Annotated in this window: 23 protein-coding genes and 1 tRNA gene; 12 read left to right on the top strand and 12 right to left on the bottom strand. The window is 67.4% G+C overall.

Annotated features, from left to right (window positions below; all coding sequences use genetic code 11):
• Positions 1-43 precede the first annotated feature (43 nt).
• The 5 genes from H0X90_RS04875 to H0X90_RS04855 all read right to left on the bottom strand — a co-directional run bounded on the left by H0X90_RS04875 (position 44) and on the right by H0X90_RS04855 (position 5,082).
• Positions 44-1,192 carry a DUF1176 domain-containing protein gene (locus H0X90_RS04875; RefSeq protein WP_171984159.1) on the bottom strand — a complete coding sequence of 383 codons (1,149 nt, stop codon included), beginning with the start codon at positions 1,190-1,192 and terminating at the stop codon, positions 44-46.
• 258 nt (positions 1,193-1,450) lie between these two features.
• Positions 1,451-2,266: a nucleotidyltransferase domain-containing protein gene (locus tag H0X90_RS04870; RefSeq protein WP_077189996.1), complete on the bottom strand. Its 816-nt coding sequence runs from the start codon at positions 2,264-2,266 to the stop codon at positions 1,451-1,453.
• Between the two features lie 55 nt (positions 2,267-2,321).
• Positions 2,322-3,551, bottom strand: a complete 1,230-nt coding sequence (locus H0X90_RS04865) for an RtcB family protein (protein ID WP_077190006.1) — start codon at positions 3,549-3,551, stop codon at positions 2,322-2,324.
• A 61-nt stretch (positions 3,552-3,612) separates the two neighbouring features.
• Positions 3,613-4,752, bottom strand: a complete 1,140-nt coding sequence (locus tag H0X90_RS04860; protein WP_077190007.1) for a slipin family protein — start codon at positions 4,750-4,752, stop codon at positions 3,613-3,615.
• Between the two features lie 257 nt (positions 4,753-5,009).
• Positions 5,010-5,082, bottom strand: a tRNA-Phe gene (locus tag H0X90_RS04855).
• 338 nt (positions 5,083-5,420) lie between these two features.
• Between H0X90_RS04855 and rtcR the strand changes: the two genes are divergently transcribed.
• The gene (rtcR, locus tag H0X90_RS04850; protein WP_077189997.1) at positions 5,421-7,037 is read left to right on the top strand and encodes an RNA repair transcriptional activator RtcR; all 1,617 of its coding nucleotides are present in this window, start codon (positions 5,421-5,423) and stop codon (positions 7,035-7,037) included.
• 83 nt (positions 7,038-7,120) lie between these two features.
• The gene (locus tag H0X90_RS04845) at positions 7,121-7,660 is read left to right on the top strand and encodes an SUKH-3 domain-containing protein (protein WP_077189998.1); all 540 of its coding nucleotides are present in this window, start codon (positions 7,121-7,123) and stop codon (positions 7,658-7,660) included.
• A 12-nt stretch (positions 7,661-7,672) separates the two neighbouring features.
• On the opposite strand, the gene H0X90_RS04840 is transcribed toward H0X90_RS04845, so the two are convergent.
• On the bottom strand, positions 7,673-8,269 hold the full coding sequence (locus tag H0X90_RS04840; protein WP_077189999.1) for a nuclear transport factor 2 family protein: 597 nt from the start codon (positions 8,267-8,269) through the stop codon (positions 7,673-7,675).
• Between the two features lie 128 nt (positions 8,270-8,397).
• On the opposite strand from H0X90_RS04840, the gene H0X90_RS04835 reads away from it, so the two are divergent.
• The gene (locus H0X90_RS04835; RefSeq protein WP_006490479.1) at positions 8,398-8,940 is read left to right on the top strand and encodes a MarR family winged helix-turn-helix transcriptional regulator; all 543 of its coding nucleotides are present in this window, start codon (positions 8,398-8,400) and stop codon (positions 8,938-8,940) included.
• 19 nt (positions 8,941-8,959) lie between these two features.
• On the opposite strand, the gene H0X90_RS04830 is transcribed toward H0X90_RS04835, so the two are convergent.
• Positions 8,960-10,171, bottom strand: a complete 1,212-nt coding sequence (locus H0X90_RS04830; protein WP_077190000.1) for an IscS subfamily cysteine desulfurase — start codon at positions 10,169-10,171, stop codon at positions 8,960-8,962.
• A gap of 254 nt (positions 10,172-10,425) precedes the next feature.
• Between H0X90_RS04830 and H0X90_RS04825 the strand changes: the two genes are divergently transcribed.
• From H0X90_RS04825 to H0X90_RS04810, 4 genes are all read left to right on the top strand, one after another.
• Positions 10,426-10,977, top strand: a complete 552-nt coding sequence (locus H0X90_RS04825; RefSeq protein WP_034202691.1) for a flavin reductase family protein — start codon at positions 10,426-10,428, stop codon at positions 10,975-10,977.
• Between the two features lie 36 nt (positions 10,978-11,013).
• Positions 11,014-12,492 (top strand): 4-hydroxyphenylacetate 3-hydroxylase family protein, encoded by a 1,479-nt coding sequence (locus H0X90_RS04820; protein ID WP_060267763.1) that lies wholly within the window; start codon positions 11,014-11,016, stop codon positions 12,490-12,492.
• A gap of 50 nt (positions 12,493-12,542) precedes the next feature.
• Positions 12,543-12,929: a cupin gene (locus tag H0X90_RS04815; protein WP_077190002.1), complete on the top strand. Its 387-nt coding sequence runs from the start codon at positions 12,543-12,545 to the stop codon at positions 12,927-12,929.
• A gap of 65 nt (positions 12,930-12,994) precedes the next feature.
• On the top strand, positions 12,995-13,684 hold the full coding sequence (locus H0X90_RS04810; RefSeq protein ID WP_006490484.1) for a DUF2848 domain-containing protein: 690 nt from the start codon (positions 12,995-12,997) through the stop codon (positions 13,682-13,684).
• Between the two features lie 24 nt (positions 13,685-13,708).
• Here H0X90_RS04810 and H0X90_RS04805 read toward each other — a convergent pair whose 3' ends face one another.
• Together H0X90_RS04805 and H0X90_RS04800 are read right to left on the bottom strand one after the other, a co-directional pair.
• Entirely contained in the window at positions 13,709-14,461 is a 753-nt protein-coding gene (locus H0X90_RS04805; RefSeq protein ID WP_034202689.1) for a bifunctional 2-polyprenyl-6-hydroxyphenol methylase/3-demethylubiquinol 3-O-methyltransferase UbiG, read from the bottom strand.
• A 13-nt stretch (positions 14,462-14,474) separates the two neighbouring features.
• Positions 14,475-15,101 (bottom strand): LysE family translocator, encoded by a 627-nt coding sequence (locus H0X90_RS04800; protein ID WP_006490488.1) that lies wholly within the window; start codon positions 15,099-15,101, stop codon positions 14,475-14,477.
• A gap of 164 nt (positions 15,102-15,265) precedes the next feature.
• Between H0X90_RS04800 and H0X90_RS04795 the strand changes: the two genes are divergently transcribed.
• The 3 genes from H0X90_RS04795 to H0X90_RS04785 all read left to right on the top strand — a co-directional run bounded on the left by H0X90_RS04795 (position 15,266) and on the right by H0X90_RS04785 (position 17,709).
• Positions 15,266-16,066 carry a helix-turn-helix domain-containing protein gene (locus tag H0X90_RS04795; RefSeq protein WP_006490459.1) on the top strand — a complete coding sequence of 267 codons (801 nt, stop codon included), beginning with the start codon at positions 15,266-15,268 and terminating at the stop codon, positions 16,064-16,066.
• Positions 16,067-16,186: 120 nt separating this feature from the next.
• On the top strand, positions 16,187-16,606 hold the full coding sequence (locus tag H0X90_RS04790; protein ID WP_006490454.1) for an ATP--cob(I)alamin adenosyltransferase: 420 nt from the start codon (positions 16,187-16,189) through the stop codon (positions 16,604-16,606).
• A 101-nt stretch (positions 16,607-16,707) separates the two neighbouring features.
• Positions 16,708-17,709 (top strand): LysR family transcriptional regulator, encoded by a 1,002-nt coding sequence (locus H0X90_RS04785; RefSeq protein ID WP_077215609.1) that lies wholly within the window; start codon positions 16,708-16,710, stop codon positions 17,707-17,709.
• A 201-nt stretch (positions 17,710-17,910) separates the two neighbouring features.
• On the opposite strand, the gene H0X90_RS04780 is transcribed toward H0X90_RS04785, so the two are convergent.
• On the bottom strand, positions 17,911-18,831 hold the full coding sequence (locus H0X90_RS04780) for a LysR substrate-binding domain-containing protein (protein ID WP_069357765.1): 921 nt from the start codon (positions 18,829-18,831) through the stop codon (positions 17,911-17,913).
• 108 nt (positions 18,832-18,939) lie between these two features.
• Between H0X90_RS04780 and H0X90_RS04775 the strand changes: the two genes are divergently transcribed.
• Positions 18,940-20,022, top strand: coding sequence for a tartrate dehydrogenase (locus H0X90_RS04775; protein ID WP_006496065.1), 1,083 nt, complete (start codon positions 18,940-18,942; stop codon positions 20,020-20,022).
• A 171-nt stretch (positions 20,023-20,193) separates the two neighbouring features.
• Positions 20,194-21,504: an MFS transporter gene (locus tag H0X90_RS04770; protein WP_077190833.1), complete on the top strand. Its 1,311-nt coding sequence runs from the start codon at positions 20,194-20,196 to the stop codon at positions 21,502-21,504.
• 149 nt (positions 21,505-21,653) lie between these two features.
• On the opposite strand, the gene H0X90_RS04765 is transcribed toward H0X90_RS04770, so the two are convergent.
• The gene (locus tag H0X90_RS04765) at positions 21,654-22,151 is read right to left on the bottom strand and encodes a hypothetical protein (protein WP_006487487.1); all 498 of its coding nucleotides are present in this window, start codon (positions 22,149-22,151) and stop codon (positions 21,654-21,656) included.
• A gap of 217 nt (positions 22,152-22,368) precedes the next feature.
• Positions 22,369-23,706 carry an argininosuccinate synthase gene (argG, locus tag H0X90_RS04760; protein ID WP_006496064.1) on the bottom strand — a complete coding sequence of 446 codons (1,338 nt, stop codon included), beginning with the start codon at positions 23,704-23,706 and terminating at the stop codon, positions 22,369-22,371.
• Positions 23,707-23,798 lie beyond the last annotated feature (92 nt).

The following is a 23,798-nucleotide window of genomic DNA, read 5'->3' as shown; positions in this document are numbered from 1 at the left end:
TTATGGGTTATGTCTGCCGGCGTGTTTCGGTGCGATACGTGCGTCAGCGGCTTCCGCTCGCATCGGCCCGTCGATACAGGCGTGGCCACTGATCGTCGAACAAGCCGTTGCAAGTGCCGTGCGTGGCGATATCGCTGAGCACGAAGTGCCGGCCGTCGAAGATCCACGATGCGGTCGAGCCGCAATCGCCGGCACTGCGCAGTCTGACCTTGCTCGACAGCGTCGCGCTGGCGGGATCGTAGCCGGCGTCGGTCAGTTCGTTTGCGAACGACGCCGAATCGAGTCCCGCGTTCGCGTTCTCGCCGAAATTCATCGCCGTCGGCGAGTAGGGCGCGGTTCGCCGCACGCGATACCACAGGTCGGTGTGGTTATACAGGCTGCTGGTCTGGCACGGTATCGCGACCAGCGCTTCGTCGGCGGAGACCGCCACGGCAGTCGACGCCTTCCTGCGATCGTTCGCCGGCATTTCGTCTTCGACATCGGTCGCACATTGCTTCACGTCGCCGCCGAACTTCGCGAGCACCGCATCGACGAGCGGCCGTTGCTCCGCGGCCGACAGGTTTGCGACGGCCGGGGCCGGCGTGACGGCGGGGGGGAGTGCCGGTGCGACGGGCACCGCCGACGCCGGCCGGGTGCCCGGGCGCAGCAACGCCGTGACGGTGCCGACACGGCCCTGCGTGTCGTCGATCAACAGCAGCGCCGCACTCAATCCCGTCAACGGCGTGCGGGCGGTTTGGGCCGACGCCGGATCGCCGAAGCTCAGCAGTTGCGCATTGCGCGACGCGGTGAGCCATGCGGCGACCGTTGCCGGATCGTTGGTCCGGATCCGGAACGGGTGCGCGTCGTCATCGGCCGGTTTGCCGCCGAACGCATGCCATCGGGCCGCCATTGCATCGAACGGACGACCATCCACGCGTGCGCTGCGCAGGTCCAGCGGCGCCGACGCATAGATGTCGAGCGAGGCTGGCGCGTCCGGGCCGGCATCGCGCGTCACGCGCAGGATGAGGCGGGTGCGTGCATCATCGATATCGTCCGCGTGGCTTTCGGCAATGCAGCGGTTGCCGTTGTCGCAAACGACCGACCAGTTCTTGAAGTCGCGTTCGACCGGCGGCCGCGCGAGCGGGCGGGCCTCGGCAACGAACGGGGAAACGGCGAGGAGGGCGGCGATGGCGAGCGAAAGGCGGTGCGACATGACGGTTCGTATCGACTGTGGGTGGACGGGCGGAAGATGCCGGATTGCAAGCGCATCGTCAGCAGGCGGGGCAGGTCGAAGGCTGCGGCGCATGCGGCGGCGCGCTGTGCCGAACGGCATCGAGTATACCGCCGCGCTGGGCTGCGATCGTTGCGACGACACGTCGTACGCGGGCACGATCGTTGCTCGCCTGCATCGATCGGACGAGCGCGGATGCAAAAATGGCGCGATCCCCGCAGGCATCGCGCCGTTCACTTTTCATCGGCCGTCGACCACGTCGCGCAGGAACGCGTCGAGCATCGCCACGTCGCCCCACGGCCGCTTGTATTCGCGATCGTGTTCGGCATCGGCGAGCATCGTCTCGACCAGCGCGTGGATCGCCGGCCGGCGCGGCCCGTATTCGCCTTCGTTCGCGCTCATCTTCAGCGCGAGCAGCGCATCGAGCTCCGCGCGCACCGTCGGCTCGTGCACGGTCCCGTCGACGAGATCGGCGAAGCGCATCGGCGGCATGCCGAGCCCCATGTCGATCCAGCGCACCGCGAGCAGCGGACGCAGTACGTACAGGTACTTCTTGTAACGCACCGTGTCGCCTTGCAGATAGCCGCGAAAATTTTTCTTCGCCGTCGCGAGGTAGTGATGACGCCCGCGTACCGGCGAGAAGAACGCCGATGCCAGCGACCTGAGCCGCGGCGCCCAGCGCGCATCTTCGCGATACACGACGGGCGAGTCGAGCCATTCGAGCAGCGTCGGATTCGAGCGTCGCAGCAGTTGCAACGCCTTGCGCAATTCCCAGCCGCTGACGTCGAGCTCGTCGTCGAGCGGCCGCTCGATCACGTCGCGTTGCGGTTCGACGCTCAAGTACCAGTCGCGCCGGTGCGCGTACACGAAGCGTACGTCGTAATCGCTGTCCGGCGAAGCGAAGCCCCAGCCGCGGCTGCCCGATTCGCACGCGAACAGCACGCATACATCATGGCGGCGTTCGACTTCCGCGAGCTCCGCCATCACGCGTGCCCGCACCGCCGGGTCGATCGGATGCGCGCTGCGCACGGCCGTCATTGCGTTGTCGGTTTTCATCGTTGTCGTTTTCCTTTCGTTGTGCGCGGCCGCTGGCCCTCGGCCGCACACCGCGCTATCCCTTCACGCACACCACCTGGCGCAGCGTATGCACCACTTCGACGAGGCTGCGCTGGGCCGCCATCACCGCGTCGATGTCCTTGTAGGCCATCGGGATTTCGTCGACGACGCCCGCGTCCTTCCGGCATTCGACGCCCTGCGTCGCCTTCGCCTGATCGTCGGCCGTGAAGCGGCGCTTCGCTTCGGTGCGGCTCATCGTCCGGCCCGCGCCGTGGCTGCACGAGCAGAAGCTTTCCGGGTTGCCGAGCCCGCGCACGATGAAGCTCTTCGCGCCCATCGAACCCGGAATGATCCCGAGTTGCCCCTTCTGCGCGGACACCGCGCCCTTGCGCGTGACGAGCACGTCTTCGCCGAAGTGGCGTTCGCGCTGCACGTAGTTGTGGTGGCAGTTCACCGCATGCTCGTCGACCGAGAACGGTGTGCCGATCACGCCGCGCGCCGCGCCGATCACCGCGTCCATCATCGCCTGCCGGTTGCGCCGCGCGTAGTCCTGCGCCCAGCCGACCGCCTCGACGTAATCGTCGAAGTGCTGGCTGCCTTCGGTGAAGTACGCGAGATTACGGTCGGGCAGGTTCGCAATGTGTTGTCGCATGTCGGCCTGCGCGAGTTCGATGAACAGGCTGCCGATCGCATTGCCGACGCCGCGTGAGCCGCTGTGCAGCATGAACCACACGCGGTCCGCCTCGTCGATGCACACTTCGATGAAGTGGTTGCCGGTGCCGAGCGTGCCGAGATGCGCGTAGTGGTTCGTCTTTGCCAGCTTCGGATACTTGTCGACGATGCGCTGAAAGCCCGGCTGCAGCGATTTCCACGCGTCGGTCACGGCGGCCGGCGTGCGATCGCCCCATGCGCCCGGGTCGCGCCGGCCCGGCGCGCGGCCGTGCGGCACCGCGCGTTCGATCGCGCTGCGCAGCCCGCCAAGCGAATCGGGCAGGTCGGCCGCCGTCAGCGTCGTGCGCGCGGCCATCATTCCGCAGCCGATGTCGACGCCGACCGCGGCCGGGATGATCGCGCCCTTCGTCGGAATCACGCTGCCGATCGTCGAGCCCTTGCCGAGGTGCACGTCCGGCATCACCGCGACGTGGCCGAAGATGAACGGCATCTGCGCGGTGTTGCGCAGTTGCGCGCGCGCTTCGTCCTCGACGGCGACGCCTTGCGTCCACATCTTCACCGGCTTGCCGTTCGCCAGTTCCATCACCTGATAATCCATGTCCATGTCGGTCATTTGCTTCACCTGATTCATTTCGGGACCGGCGCGACACATCTGCATCGCGCCGGAACCTGCATTACGTGCCCTTGATGCTGACGAGCCCGTTCAGCACCTGGTCGAGACCGCCGAACACCGAGATGCGGTCGACCCGTTCCGCGACGCGCTCGAGCGTTTCCAGCTCCTTGAGCCGCAGTGCGGTCGGGTTTTCTTCCATCACCTTCGCGGTGTTCAGCAGCGAACGCGTGGCCGCCGTTTCCTCGCGGCGGCGAATCACGTTCGCCTGCGCGGATTTCTCCGCTTCGACCACCTGCGCGAGGATCGTCTTCATGTCGCCCGGCAGCACGATATCCTTCACGCCGACGCTGCGCACGTCCACGCCCGAACCGTCGAGACGGGCGCGCACCTGCGCGATCACGACCTCGTCGAGCGACTGCTTGTCCTCCAGCAGCTCGTCGAGCGAGCGCGTGCCGACCGCCGAACGCAGCGCGAACTGCAACTCGCGGTACAGGTGTTCGACCGGCTTCTGCAACTGGCCGAACGCATGCAGCACGTCCGCATAGCGCCACGTCGCCGACAGGTTCAGCCGCAGCGCGACCTTGTCGCGCGTCAGGATTTCCTGCCCGCCGACCTCGATCGCCTGCAAGCGCAGGTCGACCAGCTCGACCGCGACGTCGCGGTTGAAGCGCCAGAACGCCGACGCACCCGCGTCCAGCAGCCGCTCGATCTTGCCGTCGACCTTCAGCACGCCGACGTGGTACGCCGGCACCTGCGCCAGGAGCACGCCCGTCAGCCCCGCCACGCCGCGCGCACGCAGCGACGGTTGCGCGATGCGCTTCACCAGCGCCGCAGGCAGCATGCTGTCCTGCGCGAGGTCGATGCGCTCCAGCCGATGCGCGGTCAGGCCGCGCCAGTACAGCCGGCGCGTGCCGGGCGCCAGAATCTCGACGAGCACGTCGTCTTCGTAGCGCAGGCCGGCTTCGTCGTCGGCGAGATCCATCGCGACGAAATACCGCGCGAGTACGTCCGGTGCGTCGTGACGCAGGTAGTCGGCCAGCGCGTCGTCGGCGAGCGGCGCGTCGAGACGCGCGGTCTGCACCGACAGGCGCTTGAACGGATCGAAGGCCTTGAACACGCCCGGTTCCAGCACCTTCACGAAATCGCCCTCGCTCATCAGCAGCGCGCGTTCGTTCTTTTTCACCACATGACGCTTCCACATATTTTTGTCCTTTTCTTCAATGGCCGCCGGGTAACGCGCATCGTGCGGATCGCGGGGCGACGCAATCGGGCGGGCGGCGCGCCGGCCAGCGTCGAAACGCATGGCGACGCCTGCTGCATTGCGTCGTCGTGCGCCTTCGCGCGGGCCGTGCGGCCGCCCGGCCGATCGCGCGGAACCGCAACCGGTCCGACGCGCGGCGGGCCTGTCGGCCCGCACCGGCGGGTACTGCTTTTCATACGAGACCGTCCTTGCGGACAGCGTTCGAGCGGGATTTGAACCCGCCACCGGCCGGCTTTCGCCGGCTGCTCCACCTGGCTGAGCTTTCGAACAATGGGCGCCCCGGGATTCGAACCCGGGCGAAGCATCCTGGCGCGCGCCCCGTTGCCTTCGTCTGTCCATGGCGGCATGCGCTACCGCGACGAACGAGGTTCGGCGGCGGCGCACCAGCAGGGCTTGTCGAACCCTTGCTCGTGGGCCAGCGGGACATCCGGCGTCTTTTATTCAGCGAGGAGCGTGCCAGGGAGCGGCCGGTGCTTCTGGAAATCTCGCAACATATTGAAGTTAAAAGGGAATTATCTGATTTGCAGGGTCCGGCATCGACGCTGTCGGTACCTCGCGGCCATGAATATCCGATACAATCGGATCGCTTCTTATCCCATGAGATAAACATGCGCAAAACCGTCGCGATCGGTTTTCTCGGCACGGTGCTCGACCAAGGCGGCCGCGCGCCGCGCCGTTACCGCAAATGGCGGCCGACGATTTCGCTGTGCGAGCAGCCCGACCTGCCGATCGACCGGCTCGAACTGCTGCATTCGCTGGACTACACGCGTCTCGCCAACCAGGTGCGGGACGATCTCGCGCGCGTGTCGCCGCACACCGATGTGCGGCTCACGCCGGTCACGCTCCACGATCCGTGGGATTTCGAGGAGGTCTATGCGACGCTGCACGATTACGCACGCGCGTATCCGTTCGACCTCGAACACGAGGATTATCTGATCCACATCACGACCGGCACGCACGTCGCGCAGATCTGCTGGTTCCTGCTCGCGGAAGCGCGCTACCTGCCCGCGCGCCTCGTGCAGACGGGGCCGCCGCAGCGAACCGACGAAGGGCCGAGCGGGCCGGGCACGATCTCGGTGATCGATCTCGACCTGTCGCGCTACAACCGGATCGCGCAGCGCTTCACGCGCGAGCGCGACGAAACGGTGTCGTTCCTGAAGGCCGGCATCGCGACGCGCAACGCGCGCTTCAATGCGCTGATCGAGCAACTCGAGCGCGTGGCGGTGCGTTCGCGCGCGCCGATGCTGCTGGTCGGGCCGACGGGGGCCGGCAAGTCGTTTCTCGCGAAGCGCGTGTACGAGCTGAAGCGCGGCCGGCATCGGCTCGCGGGGCCGTTCATCGAGATCAACTGCGCGACGCTGCGCGGCGACGCGGCGATGTCGACGCTGTTCGGTCACGTGAAGGGCGCGTTCACAGGGGCGCAGTCGGCGCGCGCGGGGCTGCTGCGCGCGGCGGACGGCGGGCTGCTGTTTCTCGACGAGATCGGCGAACTCGGGCTCGACGAACAGGCGATGCTGCTGAAGGCGATCGAGGAGAAGCGCTTCCTGCCGGTCGGCGCGGACGTCGAGGCGATCAGCGATTTCGAACTGATCGCGGGCACGCACCGCGATCTGCGGCAGATGGTGGCGGCCGGCACGTTCCGCGAGGACCTCTATGCGCGGATCAACCTCTGGACCTATGAATTGCCGGGGCTGGCCGAGCGCCGCGAGGACATCGAGCCGAACCTCGAATTCGAGCTCGACCGGTTCGGTCGCGAGCAGGGCGAGCAGGTGCGGTTCAACGTCGAGGCGAAGCGGTGCTATCTCGCGTTCGCGGCCTCGCCGCGCGCGACGTGGGCCGGCAACTTCCGCGAGTTGTCGGCGTCGGTCACCCGGATGGCGACGCTGGCCGATGCGGGGCGCATTACCGAGGCGCTCGCCGAGCAGGAAGTCGAGCGGCTGACGCGCACGTGGTCGCCGCCGGGGGGCACGGGGGCATCCGATGCGTGCGTCGACGCGGTGTTCGGTGCGCGCGCGGCGGAACTCGACCTGTTCGACCGTGCGCAGCTCGAACGCGTGCTCGACGTGTGCCGCACGTCGGCGAGCCTGTCGGAAGCCGGGCGCACGCTGTTCGCGGTATCGCGGCAGAGCAAGAAGCAGCCGAACGACGCGGACCGGCTGCGCAAGTATCTCGCGCGGTTCGGGCTCGATTGGGACGGTGTGCGGCGTGCGCTCGACGGTGTGTGAGGGCGAGCGCGGCGCATGCTGTCCGCGCTGCGGAGAGTGTTCGCGCGTGTCGTATCGTATGCGGTAACTTCAGGAGCATTTTCGTGATCGAGATTCCGTTGACGGTCAGGCCGCTGTTTGTCGCGGCCGGGTGGCGCGGCCCTGCCGACGGCCGTCTATCGGCCCGCGACGGCGAACATCCGGGCGATATGATCCTGCGCGAATTCGGCATGTTGATCGTGGGGGCGGAGCCGGCCCGGCGCAGCGGGGAGACCTGCGCGCCGATGGGCATCGCGTTTCGCGCACTGGAGCGTCAGGATGAACAGATTGCCGCGTGGGAGCGGGCGCTCGACACGACGATGATCGGAATCGCCGAGGACGATCTCGGCTACGTCGAGTTTTATGTCGATGCGCAGGGCCGCGTATTCACGACGAATTGCGTGATGGACGGCGTCTATCTGGCGGGATTCACGTTCGGCGACGCGATCGAACGCGCGCTGCTCGGGCGGGTCGCGATTCCGCTGTTGCTCGACGAGCAGGCGTCGATCGCCTATTACGGCGCGCATCTGACGGGCGACGATCCGCGCGTCATGACCGCCGCGCAGTTGCTGGCCGGCAATGAGGGATCGCGCGCGGCGCCGTGATGCAGCGGGGCGTCAGTCGATGGCCGACGCGGCCGCCTGCTCGAACGGCGCCAGGAATGCCCAATCCGGATGCGCCGCCGCGACGTCCGCGAGCCCGCGCGCGAACGCGTGCGCCGGCAGCCACGGATACCCGAACGCCGCCTGCAGCCGCGCGAGTTTCAACGACTGAGGATCGTCGATCGTATCCATCCGCGCGATATGAATGTGCAGCGCGGCAACCCGCGCAACGTCGTCGTTGTCGCCGTCGACGGCGAACTGCCAGCGGTACGTGCCATGTCCGATCCGCAGCGCGCCGTTGTCCTTCTGTCGCATCACGACGAGCCACGGCATGCGGCTGACGCCGTGCCCGTCGACGGGCGGCTGCGCGCAGATGTAGTAGGTCCGGCACTGCTCGAACCGCTCGCCGAATGCCTCGACCAGCGTATGCGCAATGGCCGTCACACCGGTCACGCGCGGCGGAAAATCGATGTCGTTGCTGGCGAGCGAAAAGCTCAGCTCGGCATGGGCCGCGAAGCAGTCGGCGATCAGCGCGGCCTGGTTCAGGTCCTTCGCGCGCAGATAGCATTCGAGCAGCGCGCGAACCGTGGCGGGATGAAGCGGGAAGGGCATGCGCGAACCTCCTGATAGGGGAAATCGGGCCGCATGCGGGCGGCCGGGCTGGCCGAGGCCGCAGGTGCCTTTGCCGTATAATTTCGTTTCAAAGCTAAATTCGCATGACCGCACGGAGCGTCGACGTCATGGCCAAGCAGCAAGAGGAGTCCGTTCTGACCATTACCAACCCGGCCTGCCTGATCGACGGCACGGACACGGAATTCCGCCACCTGATCAACGGGCTGCTGCCGTTCGCGGCGCGCCTGCTGTCGGTGCGCGACGGTTTCGGCTCGTTGATCGGCCTCACCGGCATCCAGTATTCATTGCTCGTGTCGGTCGCCCATCTGTCGCACGACGACGTCGTGACCGTCAACCGCCTCGCCGATCATCTGCACCTGAGCGGCGCGTTCGTCACGATCGAGACCGGCAAGCTGAAGAAGCTCGGCCTGATCGACAAACGCGCGGACCCCGACGACAAGCGCAAGATGCGGCTCACGGTCACGCCGGCCGGCTCGAAGCTGCTGAAAGCGCTCGCCGATACGCAGCAACGCATCAACAACGTGCTGTTCGAAGGCGTGACGAAAACCGAGTTCAAGGCGCTTTGCTCGGTGATCGACCGCCTCGTCACCAACGGCGATCGCGCGACGCTCGATCTCGCGCACATGATCGCGCGCCAGGAAAAAGGCTGACGCGCGCCGGCCGCCACGCTCAGTGCGCGGCCCACTCGATCGTATCCAGGTCGACCCCTTCGAGATGCATGTCCCACAGCGGGCTCAATTCGCGCAGCTTGCCGACCGTGTCGCGCACCTGCGCGATCACGCTGTCGACCTCGGCTTCGGTCGTGAAGCGGCCGAGCGTGAAGCGGATCGAGCTGTGCGCGAGCTCGTCGCTGCGGCCGAGCGCGCGCAGCACATACGACGGCTCCAGCGACGCCGACGTGCACGCGGAGCCTGACGACACCGCGACGCCCTTGATCCCCATGATCAGCGATTCGCCTTCGACGAAATTGAAGCTGACGTTCAGGTTGTGCGGAATCCGGCGCGCGAGGTCGCCGTTCACGTAAACCTCGTCGAGCGTCGACAGGCCGGCCAGCAGCCGGTCGCGCAACGCGCCGACGCGGCGGCTTTCGTCCGCCATTTCTTCCTTCGCCAGCCGGAACGCTTCGCCCATCCCGACGATCTGGTGGGTCGGCAGCGTGCCGGAACGCATCCCGCGTTCGTGGCCGCCGCCGTGCATCTGCGCTTCGATGCGCACGCGCGGCTTGCGGCGCACGTACAGCGCGCCGATCCCCTTCGGGCCGTACACCTTGTGCGCGGTCACCGTCAGCAGGTCGACGTTCAACGCATTCACGTCCACCGGAATCTTGCCGGCCGCCTGCACCGCATCGCAATGAAACACGATGCCGCGCGCGCGGCACAGCGCACCGATGTCGGCCACCGGCTGGATCACGCCCGTTTCGTTGTTCGCGAGCATCACCGACACCAGGATCGTGTCGGCGCGCAGCGCCTGCTGCAACGCATCGAGGTCGAGCAGGCCGTCTTCGCGCACGTCGAGGTACGTGACGTCGAAACCCTGGCGTTCGAGTTCACGACACGTATCGAGCACGGCCTTGTGCTCGGTCTTCACCGTCACGAGATGCTTGCCCTTGCCTTGATAGAAGTGCGCGGCGCCCTTGATCGCGAGGTTGTTGCCTTCGGTCGCGCCGGACGTCCACACGATTTCGCGCGGATCGGCGCCGAGCAGCGCGGCGACGTGCGCGCGCGCTTCCTCGACGGTGTGCTCGGCATCCCAGCCGTAGGCGTGGCTGCGTGAGGCGGGGTTGCCGAACTGCTCGTGCAGGAACGGCACCATCTTGGCGACCACGCGCGGATCGACCGGCGTCGTCGCGCTGTAGTCCATGTAGATCGGACGGGATTGCATCGAAAGGGGCTCCGGAAGGCGGCGTCTCGCATGGGTCGCGAGCGCCGGGGAATACGGTTGACGCAGTGTACGTGGACATTCGTGCGCGCCGTGCAACATCCATCCCACGAGTAGGGTTGTCTTTCAAACAAAGCTTTCAAGATCAGGGTTTACGACATCTTGAACCGGGGTTTGTGTTTACATTTAATAAAAGCTAAATAACAAAGCTAATTAACGGTGCTTTGTTGATGCGGATTCCTCGGCGGAATCCGGCAATGCAACCCATGGAGGACGAGATGAGCGAGAACCATGCCGGAACCGGCGCGGATGCCGACGAGCAGCGGCGCTTCCGGGCCGCACTGTCGATGTTCGCGACGGGCGTCGCGGTGATTACCGCCCCGCGCAAGGAGGGGATGCCGATCGGTATCACGGTCGCGTCGTTCAATTCGGTGTCGCTGGACCCGCCGCTGATCCTGTTTTCGGTCGACCGTCGCAGCCTGAGCCTCGGCGAGCTGGCCGGCGCGGATGGCTACGCGGTCAACGTGCTCGACGAGACGCAGCAGCACCTGTCGAACTGCTTCGCGAAAGCGAACGGCGACAAGTGGGGCTGGCGCGGCGGCGCGGCCGGCGACGGTGGCGGCGGCGTGCTGCTACCCGATGCACTCGCGACGTTCGAATGCGAACCGTATGCGCAATACGACGGCGGCGACCACGTGATCTTCGTCGGCCGCGTGATGCGGCACCGCGCGCGCCCGGACGGGCGTCCGCTGATCTTCTTCGGCGGACGCTACCGCGCGCTCGACGGCGCGTACGCGCCGGCCATGTGAACGCAACCCACGATTCATTCCACCCAGGAGGGCATCATGATCAAGAACGGCACTCAGCACATCGCGTCGCTGCGCGACGGGCGGCAGGTCTACCTGAACGGCCAGCCGGTCGGCGACGTGACCGCGCACGCGGCATTCCGCAATTCGATCCGCAGCTACGCGAGCCTGTACGACTATCAGGCGGAGAACGAAAACGTCGAGAAGATGACGTTCGTGTCGCCCGACTCCGGCAATCGCGTCAGCCGGATCTGGCAACTGCCGACGTCCTATGACGAACTCGTCGAGCGCCGTGCCGCGCTGGAAGCGTGGTCGGAGCTGCATTACGGCTTCATGGGGCGCTCGCCCGACCACGTCGCGTCGTGCCTCTCCGGCATGTACATGGGCGCCGACGTGTTCGAGCAATACGACCCGGCGCGCGCCGGCGCGCTGCGCGACTACTACCGTTATGCACGCGACAACGACCTGTTCCTGACCTACGTGATCGTGAATCCGCAGGCGAACCAGTCGAAGACCGCGCACGAGCAGGAGGACAAGTACCTCGCGGTCGGCATCGTCGATCAGGATGCCGAAGGCATCACGGTGCGCGGCGCGAAGATGCTCGCGACCAGCGGGATCATGGCGAACGAGGTGTTCTGCAGCTGCATCCAGCCGCTGCGCGAAGGCGACGAGATGTATGCGCTGTCGTTCGCGGTGCCGATGAACGCGAAGGGCATGAAGATCATGTCGCGCAAGTCGTACGAGGAGCATGCGACGTCGGTGTTCGACAACCCGCTGTCGAGCCGCTTCGACGAGAACGACGCGGTGCTGTATTTCGACGACGTGAAGGTGCCGTGGGAGCGGATCTTCGTCGCCGGCAATACCGCGATGTGCGCGAAGCAGTTCCACGCGACACCCGCGCACGTGTACCAGAACTATCAATGCCAGGTGCGCCTGATGACGAAGCTGCGTTTTCTCGTCGGGCTCGGCCTGAAGATCTCCGAGGTCAACGGCACGAACGCGTTCCCGCAGGTGCGCGAGACGCTGGGCCAGCTCGCGGCCGAAGCATCGATGGTCGAGGCGTGGGTCTACGGAATGGAAGCGAAGGGCACGGTCGTCAACGGCTTCTACGTGCCCGACCGCAACATGCTGTACGGCTCGCAGGTCGTCACGCAGCAACTCTATTCGAAGGTGCTCAACACGCTGCGCGAGCTCGCCGGCGGCGGAATGATCATGCTGCCGTCCAGCGTGCGCGATTTCGAGAACCCCGACCTGCTGCGCATCATCGAGAAGACGCAGAAGTCGCCGGTGTGCTCGTCCGAGGATCGCGTGAAGTTCTTCAAGCTCGCGTGGGACGCGGTCGGGTCCGAATTCGCGTCGCGCCACAACCAGTACGAACTGTTCTATGCCGGCGCGTCGTTCGTCACGAAGGGCCATGCGTATCGCACGTACGACTGGCAGCGCGCGTCGCATCTGGTCGATTCGATGCTCGGCAGCTATTCGTTGAACCAGGAACTGTCGACGCCGCGTGCCGCTTGACTAGCCGCATCGCAACTCCTTTCACCCGCTATCGCAATCAGGAGAGAAAGATGGCCATCAACAAGCTTCACGACGAATTCCACACGCTGGACATGCAGCGCGACTGGCGGCTGCCGGAGGGCTATGACCCGGCGTCCGGCGCGCAGGAGCTGACCCTGTCCGGCGCGCTCGACACCGAGCGCAAGCGCGGCAGCCGCACGCGCCTGCTGCGCCTGCCGGCGGGGCTGCATACGCAGCAGCCGTTCGTGCACGACTACTGGGAAGAGGTGTTTCTGGTCGAAGGCGATTTGACCGTCGGCAACGACGAGCACGGCAACGGCGGCACGCCGTTCGAGGGCTACACGTATGCGGTGCGCCCGCCCGGCGCATGGCACGGCCCGTTCAAGTCGAACGGCGGCTGCGTGCTGCTGGAGATCCACTATTACGATCCGGCGTGAGCCCGGTCGATCAATGACAGACAGCGGGCCCGCGGGATCGCGCGGCCCGCGACGAGGAGCATTCGATGAAAACCATCACGTTCGCGATCGACGGTCGCGACGGCCGCACCGAGCGCGCGATCGCGATCGACACGCTCGTGATCGCAGGCTGGACCGGCCGCGATACGGTCGCCATGGAAAAGCATATCCGCGAGCTGGAAGCACTCGGCGTCAAGCGCCCGGCGACGACGCCGGTGTTCTACCGCGTTGCCGCCGATCGCCTCGATCCGTCGCCGGCGATCCAGGTCGCGGGCGGGCAGAGCAGCGGCGAAGCGGAATTCGTGCTGGTGCGCGACGGCGGCGAGACCTTCGTCGGCATCGCGTCCGATCACACCGATCGCGAGGTCGAGACGTACGGCATCACCGTGTCGAAGCAGATGTGCGGCAAGCCGTGCGCGAACACGCTGTGGAAGCTCGACGACGTGGCCGGTCACTGGGACCGACTGGTGTTGCGCGCGTACGCGACGATCGACGGCGAGCGCGTGCTGTATCAGGAAGGCAACGTGACCGCGATGCGCGCGCCGGACGATCTGCTCGCGCAATTCGCGCGTCATGGCGGCCGCTTCGAGGACGGCACCGCGATGCTGTGCGGCACGCTCGCGGCGATCGGCGGCATCCGGCCGGCCGAGCGGTTCGAGGTCGAGCTGGAAGACCCGGTGCTGGGCCGCACGATCCGGCATGCGTACGCGGTGGACACGCTGCCCGTGGCGGGCTGACGCGGCGGCGGAACGCGCGCGCGCTCACGCGCGGCAGATCGCGATGATCTCCGCGCTGGTCGCTTCGTCGAACGGAGCGGGGTCCCAGTCGCCGCACCAGTCGGCCGCCGGGAATCCGGCTGCGATCACGCGCGCCTGCAGTTCAGGTTGCGCGATGAAACGCAGCCGGCTCGTATTCGTCAGCAGCGTGTGGTCGCGGCGGAAGCGGTAGTGCGTGTCGAACGTCACGATCGCGCCGTCGATCGCCCGCACCGCGTGATGGAGATCGACGATGCCGAGTTCGCGCGACTCGATGCGGCGCGCCGACTGCGCGGGCGTCCATGCTCGCCACGGTTCGGTGCGCGGGTTGCGGGTGTCGAACAGGAAGCGGCCGCCGTCGGCGAGCACGCGTCGCACGCCGCGCAGCGTCGCGTCGATGTCGTCGTCGGTCAGCAGGCACTGGAACGCGTGACCGGTCATCACGACCGCATCGAACGGCGTGCCCGGCGGCAGGCCGTCGAGCGCGCACGCGAACCAGCGTACGGCGTCGGCGCCCGGCTGGCGTCGCGCGTAAGCGATCATCGCCGGCGCGGGATCGATCGCGACGACGTCGTGCCCGGCCGCCGCGAGCCGTCGCGCGAACGTGCCGGTGCCGCAGCCGAGATCGAGGACGCGTCGCCGGGTGGCGCCGATCGCGGCGGCGTAGAACGCGAAGTCCCGATCGCCGGCGTTGAACAGGTCGTACACCGCGACGAGCCGCGGGTCGGTATAGAGCAGGTCCGCGCCGGCGGGCGTCATACGCTCATGCGCATCAGCGCTGCTGCACGGCCACGCGCAGCCCGAGCGCGATGAAGATCGAGCCGATGATCTTGCCCTGCCAGCGCGTGAGCCACGTGAGCCGCTTCACGATGCGGCCGAGCGGGCGGATCGAGCACGCGATCAGCGTCGTGTAGAGCGAGCTGAGCACGACGAAGATCAGCCCGAGCACCGCGAACTGCACGAACGTCGAGCCGCGTTCCGGATGCACGAACTGCGGCATGAACGCGAGAAAGAACAGCGCGGTTTTCGGATTCAGCACTTCGGCGGGAATCGCCTGCAGGTACGCCTTGAGCGGCGTGACGGGCGACACCTGCGGCAGCGACGGATCGGACGGTTTCTCCAGCAGCGCGCGCACGCCGAGATAGATCAGGTACGCGGCGCCGACCAGCTTCACGACGTTGAACGCGAGCGCCGACGTCATCAGCAGCGCGGACAGCCCGACGGCCGCGAACAGCGTATGCACGAAGTCGCCGCTCGCGACGCCCAGGCCGGTCAGGATGCCGGTCTTGCGGCCGCCCTGCACGGTGCGGCTCAGCACGAGCAGCACGGCGGGGCCGGGGATCAGGAACAGGCCCAGAACGACGGCCGTGAAGGTGGTCAGCGTGGTCAGGTCGAACATGGCGGCTCCGGCAGGTTCGCGCAGCGGCGGGGGATCGGCGCATTGTATTCGGTTCGGCGCGCGGGTGCAGGCGCCCTCGAACGGTACGGCTGCGGCCGCGCCTTTCTGGTATAAGCACGACAGGACGCGCCGGCGTCCGGCCTTTTTTCACGACCCGTCGTTCCATGCGCGACCTTCCACCGACCACCGATCCCGCCGCGGACGCCGACGTCTATCACGTGCCGCGTCCGCTCGTCGTGTTCGGCGGCTCGGTCGTCGAGCCCGAATGGCGGCTGGAGCGGCACAGCCATCGCCAGGCGCAGCTGCTCTACACGCTGACGGGCGTCGTCTATTGCGAGATCGACGGCGGCGTGTGGACCGCGCCGCCGCAATGCACGGTCTGGATTCCCGGCGATGTCCCGCACGCGGCGCGCGGCTCGGCCGGCGCGACCTTCTACGCGGTGCTGGTCGAACCCGACGCGGCGCTCGACCTGCCCACGCGCTGCTGCACGCTGGGCGTGTCGCCGCTGCTGCGCGAACTGCTGCTGAAGGCGGCCAGCTTCCCGAATCTGTACGACGTCGACGGGCCGCAAGGGCGGCTGGTGGCGACGCTGCTCGACGAACTCGTCGCGGCGCCGGTCGAGGACCTGTACCTGCCGATGCCGGCCGACCGCCGGCTGCGCAAGCTGATCGACCATCTGCTCGACGACCCGGCCGACAAGTCGCCGCTGCCCGAGCTCGCGCGGCGCGCGGGCATCAGCGAGCGCAGCCTGACGCGGCTCGCGACGAGGGAGCTCGGCATGAGCCTGGGCGACTGGCGCCGGCGGCTGCACGTCGCGCTGTCGCTGCGGATGCTGACGACCGGCCGCCGCGTGCACCAGATCGCGATCGATCTCGGCTACGAAAGCGCGAGCAGCTTCGTCACGATGTTCCGCAAGGCGACCGGCAAGCCGCCGACGCAATTCCTGACCGACCGGCAACGCTGAACCGCCGGGCTGCGCGCCCGCGCACGGTTGGCCGGATTGAAAAAGCAGTTGGCCGGGATGAGAAATGACGCATCAGGTCTCGATCCATAAAATGAGAATCGTTCTCATCTGGAGGCCAACATGCAAATCGTCACGACTGAATTCCCGTTTGTCTGGCTGCGTTACAGCGGCTCGACCCACACCGATCCCGCCCGCCTGCTTGCCGAACTCGACGCGCTGCTGGCGCGCCGCGAACGCTTCGTTCTTCTGACCGACGACGCGCCGTCCGGCGACGATCGGGCCGACAACGATCACGAGATGCGCAAGCAGCTCGCGAAGTGGAGCAAGGCCAACCGCGCGCTGTCGCGCGAATGGATTCCCGGGATGATCGCGATCGAGCCCAATGCGGCGCGGCGCGTGGCGCTCAATGCCTTTTCGGGTGCCTTCGAGAAGGTCTGGGGGTATCCGCTGAACGCGGCGGCGAGCCGCGACGACGCGCTGGCGCTCGCGCAACGGCTGCTCGCCGAACCGGCGCCCGGCGTCGCGGCGGCGAACGCCTGACCCGACGGCCGCGCCGGTCGCGCGGCTTGCGTCGACATCGACACGCACGCACGGTGCGCGAACGCGCGCCGCGGCAGAGTGCAACCATGCAGAGGTGTCCGGTGGACAATCCGATCCGCGCGATGCGCATCTTCACGCGCATCGTCGAAATGAACAGTTTTACGCGCGCGGCGCAGGCGCTCGGCATTTCGCGCGCCACCGCCACGCGCACCGTGCAGGAGCTCGAAGCGGCGCTCGGCATGCCGCTGCTGGTGCGCACGACGCGCGCGTTGCGGCCGACGCCCGAAGGCGACGCGTATTACCGGCGCTGCGTCAGCATCACGGCGGACGTCGACGAGCTCGAAGCGAGCATCCGCGGCGCCGCGCTGCATCCGAGCGGGCCGCTGCGCGTCGAATTGCCGGCGTCGGTGGCGGGCGCGATCGTGTTGCCGGCGCTCGGCGAATTTCATGCCCGGCATCCCGATCTGGAGCTGATGCTCGCCGTGGCCGGGCGCGCGGGCGACCGCATCGGCGACGCGATCGATTGCAGCGTCCGGCTCGGTGCGCTGCCCGATTCGTCGCTCGTCGCGCGCCGGCTCGGCGCGCTCGAGCGCGTGACCTGCGCGAGCCCCGCGTATCTCGACCGCTTCGGCGTGCCGCGTACACCCGACGATCTGGGCGCGCATCGTGCGATTTGCGGATCGCACGTGTTCGGCCAGCGTCCGGCGGAGCTCGAGTTCATGGTGGACGACGCGGTGCGCAAGGTGCGGCTCGACGGCATCGTCAGCGTGGACGACGAGCAGGCGTATCTCGCCTGCGGCGTGCACGGCCTCGGACTGATCCAGCCGACGCGCGTCGCCGCGCAGCCGCTGATCGAGGCGGGACGGCTGCGGGAGGTGCTGCCGTGTTGGCAACCCGATGCGCTCGCCGTGTCGGTCGTCTACGTGAAGCGCCCGCATGTGTCGCCCGGCGTGCGCGCGTTCGTCGACTGGATCGCGGAGCGTTTCGTGCAGGCCGGGAAGGAACACACAGGGCTGGCGGCGGCGGGGGCGGTAGGGTGGCGGCCGGCGCAGGATGCCGCCGCTACCTGCGACCGCTACAGCGGACTGGTCGCGGCAGCCTGACGGCGGGATGCCGACGGCAAGTCCTCAAATGGTTGCGAGGCGTAACGCGCGGGCCATCCGGTACGTATCGGATGATGTCGATCGTTGGGCGACGCAGCACGAAACTCGCCGGAATATGGCCCACGTAGGCCAGGTGAACATCCGTGCAGCGATACGCCGCGACCCGAAACCGTACGCTGCCATGGGTAGGGAACCGCCGCCCTAGATCGCCGTCAGCCGTCCCAATTCTTCCGCCAGAAAATCGACGAACGCGCGAATCCGCGTGGACATCTGGTGCCGCTGCGCATACACCGCATAGATGTCGGCGCTCGGCGTTTCATGATCCGGCAGCACGACGACCAGCCGCCCGTCGGCGAGATAGTCGCGCAGATCCCATTCCGCGCGCATCAGGATGCCGTGCCCGTCGAGTGCCCACTTCACCGCGATCTCGCCGTCGTTCGTCGTCAGGTTACCGTTGATCCGCACGGCTTCCGTGTGGCGGGCCGCGCCGCGTCCGCTCGTCAGGCGCCACACGCCGTAACCTTCGTCGCCTTGCCGGATGCCGATGCAGTTGTGCCGCGTCAGGTCGTGCGGCGTGCCGGGCGTCCCGTGCCGCGCGAGATACGCGGGCGCCGCGCACAGCAGCCGGCGGTTCGGCGCGAGCCGCCGCGCGACGACGCGCGTGTCGGGCGGTTCGCCGAAGCGGATGCACACGTCGAACGCGTCGTCGGTGAGCGGTGGCGGCATCACCGACAGCTGCAACTGCACCGACACTTCCGGATAGCGCGCGACGAAGCGCGAGATCGCCGGGCCGACGTGGCTGCGCCCGAACCCGAGCGTCGCATTCACGCGCAGCAGGCCTTTCGGTCGCTGTTTCGCGCTGCCGAGCAGTTCGCCGAGTTCGTCCATCTGGTCGAGGATCCGGCGTGCGTATTCGAGGTACACGTCGCCTTCGGGCGTCAGCATCATTCGCCGCGTCGTGCGATTGACGAGCGTCACGCCCGCGCGCCGCTCCATCTGCGTGAGCCGCTTGCTGACGGCCGCCGCGGTCAGCCCGAGTTCGCGCGCGGCCGCGCTCAGGCTGCCCGACGCGGCCAGCGTCGAGAAGAAGCCGAGATCGGCCGGCTGGACGGTATCCGCCATGACGGGATTCGTGAATTTAAGTTAAAGATGCTTTGAGTATAGCCCCGGTTTCTACACTCCCGGTTCGGTAAAGTGCGTTCACGCTCACGATCAATCGAGGATGTCCGCATGAAGACCTACCGTATCGCAACGATTCCCGGCGACGGCATCGGCAAGGAAGTGGTGCCGGCTGGCAAGCAGGTGCTGGAGGCGCTGGCCCGCGGCAGCGACCGCTTCGCGTTCGAGTTCGAGGATTTCGACTGGGGCGCCGATTACTACCGCCGGCATGGCGCGATGATGCCGGCCGACGGTCTCGACGCGCTGCGCGGCAAGGACGCGATCCTGTTCGGCTCCGCGGGCGACCCGGACGTGCCGGACCACGTGACGCTGTGGGGGCTGCGCCTGAAGATCTGCCAGGGCTTCGACCAGTACGCGAACGTGCGTCCGACGCGCATCCTGCCGGGCATCGACGCGCCGCTGAAGCGCTGCGGGCCGGACGACCTGAACTGGGTGATCGTGCGCGAGAACTCGGAAGGCGAATACGCGGGCGTCGGCGGCCGCGTGCACCAGGGCCATCCGATCGAGGCCGCGACCGATGTGTCGATCCTCACGCGCGCCGGCGTCGAACGCATCATGCGTTTCGCATTCCGGCTCGCGCAGTCGCGCCCACGCAAGCTGCTGACCGTCATCACGAAGAGCAATGCGCAGCGGCATGCGATGGTGATGTGGGACGAGATCGCGAAGCAGATCGCACCGGAGTTTCCCGACGTGACGTGGGACAAGGAACTCGTCGATGCGGCAACCGCGCGCATGGTCAACCGCCCGGCGTCGCTCGACACGATCGTCGCGACCAACCTGCACGCGGACATCCTCAGCGATCTTGCCGCCGCGCTCGCGGGCAGCCTCGGCATCGCGCCGACCGGCAACATCGATCCCGAGCGCCGCTATCCGTCGATGTTCGAGCCAATCCACGGCTCCGCATTCGACATCATGGGCAAGGGGCTCGCGAATCCGGTCGGCACGTTCTGGTCGGTCGTGATGCTGCTCGAGCATCTCGGCGAGACGGAAGCGGCCGCGCGTGTGATGCAGGCGATCGAGGCCGTGACGGCCGACCCGTCGCTGCATACGCGCGACCTCGGCGGCCGCGCGACGACCGCGCAGGTGACGGCGGCCGTCTGCGAGCGCGTCGCGAACGCGGCGGTGGCGGCCTGACGGCGGCGCGGCCGGCGCGCGCATGTGCGCATGCCAGCCGCGCGCCGCCCGTTCGCTTCACTCGGCATTTTTTCTGCCCGCGACTCGCGCATCCGACGCGAGCCGGGCGCCGGCCGGCGCTCGCGGTCGATCGACCGACGGCGCACGGTCCGACCTCGAAGGAGGAGACACATGCAAGCGGATCTGGAAACCCGCGTCGCGCGGAAACTGATGTGGCGCATCATTCCGTTCGTGATGCTGCTTTACTTCGTCAGCTTTCTCGATCGCGTCAACGTCGGCTTTGCCGCGATGACGATGAACCAGGCGATCGGCCTGTCGCCGACCGCGTTCGGGTTCGGCGGCGGCCTGTTCTTCATCGGCTACTTCCTGTTCGAAGTGCCGTCCAACCTGATTCTCCACCGCGTCGGCGCGCGTATCTGGATCGCGCGCGTGATGATCACGTGGGGCATCGTGTCGGCCGTGTCCGCGTTCGCGGCCGGCCCGACCAGCTTCTACGTGCTGCGTTTCCTGCTCGGCATGGCCGAAGCCGGTTTCTTCCCCGGCATCATCCTGTACCTGAGCCTGTGGTTCCCCGCGAAGCAGCGCGCGGTGGCCGCCGCGTGGTTCATGGCGGCCGCGCCGATCTCGACCGCGATCGGCTCGCCGCTGTCGGGCGCGATCATGCAGATGCCGCCGATGCTCGGCCTCGCCGACTGGCAGATGCTGTACATCGTCGAAGCGCTGCCGGCGGTCGTGCTCGGCTTCGTCGTGCTGAAGCGCCTGACCGATGCGCCGTCGCAGGCCGCGTGGCTGCGCGCCGACGAGCGCGACTGGCTGATCGCGAAGCTGAAAGCGGAAGCGGACGCGCGCCACACGCACGTCGGGCACACGGCCGGTGCGTGGCAGGCCCTGCGCGATCCGCGCGTGCTCGCGCTCGCGCTGATCTACTTCGGCACGTCGGCGGGACTCTATACGCTCGGGCTGTGGGCGCCGCTGATGGTCAAGCAGTTCGGCTTCACCGCGTTGCAGACGGGCCTGCTGACCGGTATCCCCAGCATTGCCGCCGTGGTCGCGATGATCGTGTGGGCGCGACATTCGGATCGCACCGGCGAGCGCACCTGGCACGTCGTGATTCCGTGTGTGCTGGCGTGCATCGGGTTCGTGTTCGCGGCGCAGGCGAGTACGGCGCTGCTGACCGTGCTCGCGCTGGTCGTCGTCAACATCGGGATCAGTGCGGCGAAGGCGCCGCTGTGGGCGATGCCCAGTGCGTTCCTGTCGGGGGCCGGCGCGGCCGCGGGGATCGCGATGATCAATTCGATCGGCAATCTCGGCGGGTTCGTCGGGCCGTTCGCGATCGGTTGGCTCAAGCATGCGACGGGCGGATATGCGGCGGGGTTGTACGTGGTGGCCGGCACGCTCGCGGTGTCGGCGGTCGTCACGCTGATGCTGAGCCGCAAAGGGGCGCGGGAAGCGGCCGTGCCGGGCGTGCGGCATCACTCGTGAGCGTCGCAATGTGCGCGCGGCAGGGCAGCCGGACAGGCGCGTGACGTATCCGTCCGGCTTCGTGCGCGGTGGCGCGCGATCGGCCCGCGGGAACGTCAGCGTCAGCGCATGTTCGCGTGCGGGCCGGAAGGCGCATGCGGACGCAGTCGCTACGAGGCCGTCGCCGCGACCTGCCGAGCGATGCGCGCCGCACACGCGTCGGGCGTCGCCGCGGACGTATCGAGCACCATCTCGCTGAACGGCCGCGCCGCATAGCCCTCGCGATACATCTCCGCGATCCGGTTGCGCTCCCAGTCGGTCAACGCGCGCGCGCCGCGATTCGACGCCGCGACCGCTTCGGGCGGCGCGAGCGTGACGACGAACAGGCGCGCATCACGCGCCTCGCAGGCCGCGCGCAGCCGTTCGAATTCCGCTTCGCCGATCGGATAGGCGATGACCAGATGGCGTTCGCGCGCGTTCGCGATCCGCGTGACGAGACGTTCGAGCGCAATCGCCCACTGCACGTCGAACGGTGCGTCTTCGGGCGCATCGTGATCGTCGCCGTCGATGAAGCGCGCGTCGGGCAGCACGCGTGCGAGCGCGAGGCCGATCGTCGTCTTGCCGCTGTTGATCGGGCCGTTCAGGTGGATGACGGTAAGGGGGGCCATGAGTCGACGCAGAAAATCGGACGACTCGCAGCTTGCCATGACTGGCGCGGCGGCGCAGTGCCGTTGGTGCGTCACGCGGCGGGATGCGAATACGAAGGGAAAGCGGACAGGCGGGGAGCGGGGAAGCGGCAGGCTGCGTGCGCAACGATGCGCCACACGGCAGCCTGCCCGACCGTGCCGCATGCAAGCGATGCGGCACGGCGTCGAACGCAGCGACTTACTTGTCGCCGTCGCCCTTGATCTGCGGCAGCGCCGACGCTTCGCCCGGCGTCAGCAGCCCGACTTGCGAATACACGCGCAGCTTGTCGCGCGTATCGGTGATGTCGAGGTTGCGCATCGTCAGCTGGCCGATCCGGTCGCGCGGCGAGAACGTCGACGCCACCTTCTCCATCGACAGCCGTTCCGGCTGGTACGTGAGGTTCGGCGACTTCGTGCTCAGGATCGAGTAGTCGTTGCCGCGGCGCAGTTCGATCTTCACTTCGCCGGTGATCGCGCGGGCGACCCAGCGTTGCGCGGTTTCCCGCAGCATGATCGCCTGCGGGTCGAACCAGCGGCCCTGGTACAGCAGGCGGCCGAGGCGGCGGCCGTTCTCGCGGTACTGCTCGATCGTGTCCTCGTTGTGGATGCCGGTGACGAGACGCTCGTACGCGATGTACAGCAGCGCGAGGCCCGGAGCTTCGTAGATGCCGCGGCTCTTCGCCTCGATGATCCGATTCTCGATCTGGTCGCTCATGCCGAGGCCGTGACGGCCGCCGATGCGGTTCGCTTCGAGCAGCAGCTCGACCTGATCCTTGAACTCGACGCCGTTCAGCGCGACCGGCTGGCCGGCTTCGAAGCGCACCGTGACTTCCTCGGCGGCGATCTTCACGTCGTCGCGCCAGAACGCGACGCCCATGATCGGGTTCACGATCTTGATGCCGCTTTCGAGGCTTTCCAGATCCTTCGCCTCGTGCGTCGCGCCGAGCAGGTTCGAGTCGGTCGAATACGCCTTCTCGGCCGACATCTTGTACGCGAAGCCGGCCTGGTTCATGAATTCGGACATTTCGGCGCGGCCGCCGAGTTCGTCGATGAACGTCTGGTCGAGCCACGGCTTGTAGATCTTCAGATCCGGGTTCACGAGCAGGCCGTAGCGGTAGAAGCGCTCGATGTCGTTGCCCTTGTACGTGCTGCCGTCGCCCCAGATGTTGACGCCGTCTTCCTTCATCGCGGCGACGAGCATCGTGCCCGTCACGGCGCGGCCGATCGGCGTCGTGTTGAAGTACGTGACGCCGGCGGTCGTGATGTGGAACGCGCCGCTTTGCAGCGCCGCGATGCCTTCGGCGACGAGCTGCGCGCGGCAGTCGATCAGGCGGGCGCCGGCTGCGCCGTATTCGATCGCGCGTTTCGGGATCGCGTCGTAATCGTCTTCGTCGGGCTGGCCGAGGTTCGCCGTGTATGCGTACGGGACGGCGCCCTTCAGTTTCATCCAGTGCAGCGCGGCGCTGGTGTCCAGGCCGCCGGAGAAGGCGATACCGACCTTCTGGCCGGTCGGGAGGCTTTCGAGAATCGTGCTCATAGGAATTACCGTGGATTGAAGCCGGTGGGATCGTATTTCGCGGAATATGCGAGTATCGGCTGTCCGGGAAGTTGGGGCAAGGGTTGATTTTG

The organism is Burkholderia sp. 9775_39 (assembly GCF_015712225.1).
In the GTDB taxonomy this organism is placed as follows: domain Bacteria; phylum Pseudomonadota; class Gammaproteobacteria; order Burkholderiales; family Burkholderiaceae; genus Burkholderia; species Burkholderia cenocepacia.
The sequence above is the reverse complement of the archived record's forward strand: the minus strand, read 5'-3'. Positions and strand labels throughout refer to the sequence as shown.

Bases quoted from the DNA above. Each gene is read 5' to 3' on its own strand.
- H0X90_RS04875 (WP_171984159.1), bottom strand. From the start codon at position 1,192: ATGTCGCACCGCCTTTCGCTCGCCATCGCCGCCCTCCTCGCCGTTTCC.
- H0X90_RS04870 (WP_077189996.1), bottom strand. From the start codon at position 2,266: ATGAAAACCGACAACGCAATGACGGCCGTGCGCAGCGCGCATCCGATC.
- H0X90_RS04865 (WP_077190006.1), bottom strand. From the start codon at position 3,551: ATGACCGACATGGACATGGATTATCAGGTGATGGAACTGGCGAACGGC.
- H0X90_RS04860 (WP_077190007.1), bottom strand. From the start codon at position 4,752: ATGTGGAAGCGTCATGTGGTGAAAAAGAACGAACGCGCGCTGCTGATG.
- rtcR (WP_077189997.1), top strand. From the start codon at position 5,421: ATGCGCAAAACCGTCGCGATCGGTTTTCTCGGCACGGTGCTCGACCAA.
- H0X90_RS04840 (WP_077189999.1), bottom strand. From the start codon at position 8,269: ATGCCCTTCCCGCTTCATCCCGCCACGGTTCGCGCGCTGCTCGAATGC.
- H0X90_RS04835 (WP_006490479.1), top strand. From the start codon at position 8,398: ATGGCCAAGCAGCAAGAGGAGTCCGTTCTGACCATTACCAACCCGGCC.
- H0X90_RS04830 (WP_077190000.1), bottom strand. From the start codon at position 10,171: ATGCAATCCCGTCCGATCTACATGGACTACAGCGCGACGACGCCGGTC.
- H0X90_RS04825 (WP_034202691.1), top strand. From the start codon at position 10,426: ATGCAACCCATGGAGGACGAGATGAGCGAGAACCATGCCGGAACCGGC.
- H0X90_RS04820 (WP_060267763.1), top strand. From the start codon at position 11,014: ATGATCAAGAACGGCACTCAGCACATCGCGTCGCTGCGCGACGGGCGG.
- H0X90_RS04815 (WP_077190002.1), top strand. From the start codon at position 12,543: ATGGCCATCAACAAGCTTCACGACGAATTCCACACGCTGGACATGCAG.
- H0X90_RS04810 (WP_006490484.1), top strand. From the start codon at position 12,995: ATGAAAACCATCACGTTCGCGATCGACGGTCGCGACGGCCGCACCGAG.
- H0X90_RS04805 (WP_034202689.1), bottom strand. From the start codon at position 14,461: ATGACGCCCGCCGGCGCGGACCTGCTCTATACCGACCCGCGGCTCGTC.
- H0X90_RS04800 (WP_006490488.1), bottom strand. From the start codon at position 15,101: ATGTTCGACCTGACCACGCTGACCACCTTCACGGCCGTCGTTCTGGGC.
- H0X90_RS04795 (WP_006490459.1), top strand. From the start codon at position 15,266: ATGCGCGACCTTCCACCGACCACCGATCCCGCCGCGGACGCCGACGTC.
- H0X90_RS04790 (WP_006490454.1), top strand. From the start codon at position 16,187: ATGCAAATCGTCACGACTGAATTCCCGTTTGTCTGGCTGCGTTACAGC.
- H0X90_RS04780 (WP_069357765.1), bottom strand. From the start codon at position 18,831: ATGGCGGATACCGTCCAGCCGGCCGATCTCGGCTTCTTCTCGACGCTG.
- H0X90_RS04775 (WP_006496065.1), top strand. From the start codon at position 18,940: ATGAAGACCTACCGTATCGCAACGATTCCCGGCGACGGCATCGGCAAG.
- H0X90_RS04770 (WP_077190833.1), top strand. From the start codon at position 20,194: ATGCAAGCGGATCTGGAAACCCGCGTCGCGCGGAAACTGATGTGGCGC.
- H0X90_RS04765 (WP_006487487.1), bottom strand. From the start codon at position 22,151: ATGGCCCCCCTTACCGTCATCCACCTGAACGGCCCGATCAACAGCGGC.
- argG (WP_006496064.1), bottom strand. From the start codon at position 23,706: ATGAGCACGATTCTCGAAAGCCTCCCGACCGGCCAGAAGGTCGGTATC.